The 4,208-nt window shown below is 29.6% G+C and carries 8 protein-coding genes; all 8 read right to left on the bottom strand.

Annotation, left to right across the window (positions count from 1 at the left end):
* Positions 1-301: hypothetical protein (locus tag A3854_RS05015; RefSeq protein WP_219336930.1), on the bottom strand; the 301-nt coding region annotated here is incomplete at its 3' end.
* A 265-nt stretch (positions 302-566) separates the two neighbouring features.
* Entirely contained in the window at positions 567-788 is a 222-nt protein-coding gene (locus tag A3854_RS05010) for a hypothetical protein (RefSeq protein WP_084041579.1), read from the bottom strand.
* A gap of 89 nt (positions 789-877) precedes the next feature.
* Complete coding sequence (locus A3854_RS05005; protein ID WP_084041578.1) at positions 878-1,291, bottom strand: hypothetical protein; 414 nt, start codon at positions 1,289-1,291, stop codon at positions 878-880.
* 2 nt (positions 1,292-1,293) lie between these two features.
* Positions 1,294-1,764, bottom strand: a complete 471-nt coding sequence (locus A3854_RS05000; RefSeq protein ID WP_084041577.1) for a hypothetical protein — start codon at positions 1,762-1,764, stop codon at positions 1,294-1,296.
* 34 nt (positions 1,765-1,798) lie between these two features.
* Entirely contained in the window at positions 1,799-2,110 is a 312-nt protein-coding gene (locus tag A3854_RS04995) for a hypothetical protein (RefSeq protein WP_199906084.1), read from the bottom strand.
* A gap of 42 nt (positions 2,111-2,152) precedes the next feature.
* Entirely contained in the window at positions 2,153-2,290 is a 138-nt protein-coding gene (locus A3854_RS09680; protein ID WP_219336929.1) for a hypothetical protein, read from the bottom strand.
* Between the two features lie 214 nt (positions 2,291-2,504).
* Positions 2,505-3,305 carry a hypothetical protein gene (locus tag A3854_RS04990; protein WP_084041576.1) on the bottom strand — a complete coding sequence of 267 codons (801 nt, stop codon included), beginning with the start codon at positions 3,303-3,305 and terminating at the stop codon, positions 2,505-2,507.
* Between the two features lie 11 nt (positions 3,306-3,316).
* On the bottom strand, positions 3,317-4,208 hold an 892-nt coding region (locus A3854_RS04985; RefSeq protein WP_219336928.1), incomplete at its 5' end, for a glycoside hydrolase family 19 protein.

The raw sequence follows: 4,208 nt of genomic DNA, 5'->3' as shown, positions 1-4,208 counted from the left end.
CCTCTACCGCACATTGCCCAAAAAAATGCTCTAATCTATTTCTAGTATCAAGCTTATATTTTACATACATTTGAATTCCGTCATCATCATCTCTTCTATTTAGCTCATCCACCATCTCTTGCAAGATATATTCTTGATTTGTTTTTATATTGGTAAATACTTGTTTTAGCATATCTAGTGTAAATGGATAATCTTTAATCTCTATTAAAACATTTACCCCCTCATCCCCATCTTCCCACATACCTTTATCTACTCTAGTTAAACTCTTTGATTCATTAAAAGAGTTAATAAATTTATCCATATTCTCTTTACTTAATAAATTTATACCAAGTTTATCATCTTTATCTGCATTAGACTGATTATTACTAGAGATCTCTTCTTTTGCATAAATTTGATAGCTATTATCTTATCTATATTTTTATAGACTATTATTGATATTTATTCTTCAATTTCTTATAAAATTTATCAAAGCTCGCGGGTAGCCTTTTATCTATTTCTTTAAGTTTGGATAGGAATTCTTCTTGTTCTATCTGTTGTAAATCATCGCTTTTAAAAATAGTTTTTTCTTACTTAAAAATGTTCAAATACATTTTCCCGCCAGACATTATGTCGCCATAAATTTCATATATGTAGTTTGAATTTTTAAATTTATACCCCATCAAGCACTCATTTACATTATTTTTTATTAGTGTTGGTTTTGATAAAATTTCTAAACTTTTGCTATTTCTTTTATTTACCACAAAATAACCACCATTTGTACAATGTATGTCACCCTCACATTCGAACATAGTAATAGCTATTAAAATTTTTCATTTTCATAGTAATATCTATTTCTTCGGCTTTAAAAAAAGTAATTACAAAATCACGCACGCTAGCCCTATTTATCAAATTTTAAATATTTACTATCGCAATCTTCAAAATGATTATACTCATTCATAGAATTTCCATAGTTTTGTATGACTATGCTATCATTTTCATACTTCCCGTCAATCTTTTTAAATTTTATATAAAATCCACCTTCGCCATTGCTTTTTATGCTTGATATATAGCCTTGTGATTTTGTCTGATTATTATCAACTATCTTGTAAAAATACTTTGCCTTATTAGTATTTTTCGTTATTTCTATTGAAATATTACAAGGCTTATTCTTGTAAAACCCAGTTAAATTTATATCTTTTGCGTAGGCATTATACGTCATAAGAGCTAACGCCGTAAAATAAAAAATAACTATCTTTTTTGTCATATCTATCCGCTCTTTTTTAACCGCATTATATCTATTTAACAAATGCAAAACTATATCTTTTTGATTTTTCCATTATCAAATTTATATTTTCTTTCATTTGATAGTTTCCCGCTACCTTTAAAATTTGGATCGCCATTGTTGGTTAGTGCATTTTTGTGTGGTTTGTCTATTATCAAGATGCCTTCATTAGTGACTTCTAAAAATGGCACACTCGCGCACCAATCTATCTCACCTTGAAATTTTATCTTGTCGTCATCTTTCTTTTCAAAAATTCTCAAAGGCCCGTGTCTATTGCAAGTAGCATAGTTTTGTATGTCTTGAAATATCCACACTTCGCTGCGATTCAATTTGGTATAAAATATTAAAGTTGGTTCAAGCTCATACTCGCACTCTCTGCTATAAATCTCTTCATCATTTATGCTTATGGAACATTTGTTATCCTTGCTATATGTTTCTATACTTAAGTTTTGAGCATTAGAAAATACGATAAAAAGTAGTGATAAAAATAAGAATTTTTTCATAGAATTAACCTTTATAGCTTTTTTAGACCCTTTTCTAATTTTTCTTAACTTTTGCCGCAGCTTCCTCTTTTGTAATGCTTCCATCCATATTTTTGTCTAATCCTTTATTTGTTATATAGCTAGAACTACTAGAACTAAATAATACGTAATCATTCGACTTACCAATGGCTTTTGGATAAATAATTGCCATATAAATGTCCTCTATGGTTTCAATTTTTCCAGAATAAGGCATAAAATATTTTTCTATATATTCAAGTTGTTCAACTTCAGACATATTTGCTAGTTTTGATGTAGTTGTCCCTAGACCGGCTGCTGTTGTTTCTAAAAATTGTATAAGTCCTAGCACTAGCAACTGGATTTTATACTAGCTGAAAAAGTCTCACCTGTCTCAAAAGTCATGCATGACATCAAAAAAATCAGGATTTATTTTTAAATTTATACATATTTCTATAACTTTTTCCTTAAATTCTAAAGAAACTTTTTTACCCCAAGCAATTTTATTGTCTGTTTTTAAATCAACCCCCAACTCCCTTTATCTCCATCTTCCCACATACCACTATCTACCCTAGTTAAACTCTTTGACTCATTAAATGAGCTAGTAAATTTATCCATATTTTTTTGCTTAGCTTGTCATCTTCATATATATTTACATTCTACGCTTGATCTATATTTTTATTTATCAAGACATCATCATGTCTTAGATTGGCTTTAATATCTTTTCTTTACAAGAAGTAGTCATACTACTCCTCTTTTCTATTCTCAGGCAAAATCAAATGACCATTTTTGTCTATTAAGGAGTATTGGACTAACACTATATAAATTAGATCATGGATACGATAATTATCATAATCGCCAGTATAGTCATCATATTTTCTTAAAAACTCAGCATATGGCTTTTTATCTGTTTTTTTTATGTCTTTTAGATCTCTAAAAGAGTAAAGTATCGGCACATACTTTAAAGTATCTTCAAAGACCTCTTTAAATTTCTCATAATCTTCGCCGTAAATTCTTTTAAATAGCTCTTTATTATTTTTATAAAGAAGTAAAGCTAGTTTTGCAGTGGAGTTTCTATAGTAAGATCTAGTGCAATGAATAGAATTGCCGACGCTATAATTATATTTAACCCGTACTTGAAAATATTTTGAATACCCATCTATACACTCTTTTTGAGTTTTAGCTATCCTCTCTCTTGCTATCTTTAGAGCTTTTTCTTTTAAATTTGGAGCTTCTTTTACAATTAGATTATAAAGATCAGCAAAATAGTTATCTCTAAAAGCAAGAAATTTGGACTGACAAACAAAGTCTTCTAAAGAGTACTCTTTAAATTTATATTTGCCCTTAGCATCAGAACACTTAAAACTAGGAGATGTATTAGTACTGTAATCGTTTGAAAAATAGTCATCACCGGTAAAAAATTCGTCTTCGATCTGTTCAAAATTATCGATCGCTTTATTAGTAGCTTGGCTAGGCATTAAAGCTTCAAAAGCATATAAATTTAAGTTTATTAGTAAATTTATTAATAAAATAGTTTTAAATTTCATACTTCAGCCCTTTATTTAAATTTCTTAAATATATTTGCTTCTCTTATACGTTTATAAGAGTTTATTCTTTTTGTTCTGCTTTCTTTATTTGCACCGCCATTTACTAAATCTGTTACTCTATTTACTATTTCTTCATTGTCTAATTCCGGCTTGCTTTTATCGGCTCTATCGTAAATGTTCTTTTTTTTAGCCCAGAAAAATGCAGCCGACACAAAAGCAAAGGTTTTATTTTCAGCTACCAGTTCTGGATTATCCACAAAGCTTACTTCATCTCCTACTAATTTAACTTTGTGTGCGAATTTATTAAATTCAGTATATATTTCTCTACCAGTTATTTGTATTATCCCTCTACCTCTATATTTCCAGCCGTCACCTTCTTCGGTATTGCCAAGTCGCAAGTCCTTAGGTCTATTTTCATCAGCATATCCTAGATTGGCTATGGCTTCTTGATTGGCTTTTTGAATTATTTTTCCTTTTTTGTCTTTTATTCTTCCTATATCCTTACTTCTATCATAATTATTTTTAAAATAGCCAATATTAGACCCCATAAGACCTTCCACGCTATAATCTAAGCTCTCTGTCAGTTTTGGGAAGCTACTTTCCACCTCTACCGCACATTGCCCAAAAAAATGCTCTAATCTATTTCTAGTATCAAGCTTATATTTTACATACATTTGAATTCCGTCATCATCATCTCTTCTATTTAGCTCATCCACCATCTCTTGCAAGATATATTCTTGATTTGTTTTTATATTGGTAAATACTTGTTTTAGCATATCTAGTGTAAATGGATAATCTTTAATCTCTATTAAAACATTTACCCCCTCATCCCCATCTTCCCACATACCTTTATCTACTCTAGTTAAACTCTTTGATTCATTAAAAGAGTTAATAAATTTATCC

Origin of the sequence: Campylobacter concisus (assembly GCF_002092845.1) — a bacterium.
Taxonomy (GTDB): Bacteria; Campylobacterota; Campylobacteria; order Campylobacterales; family Campylobacteraceae; genus Campylobacter_A; species Campylobacter_A concisus_AQ.
This window is presented reverse-complemented; position numbering and strand designations above follow the sequence as displayed.

Excerpts from the sequence above, each read along its gene's own strand:
- A3854_RS05010 (WP_084041579.1), bottom strand. The coding sequence starts at position 788 with ATGTTCGAATGTGAGGGTGACATACATTGTACAAATGGTGGTTATTTT.
- A3854_RS05000 (WP_084041577.1), bottom strand. The coding sequence starts at position 1,764 with ATGAAAAAATTCTTATTTTTATCACTACTTTTTATCGTATTTTCTAAT.
- A3854_RS04990 (WP_084041576.1), bottom strand. The coding sequence starts at position 3,305 with ATGAAATTTAAAACTATTTTATTAATAAATTTACTAATAAACTTAAAT.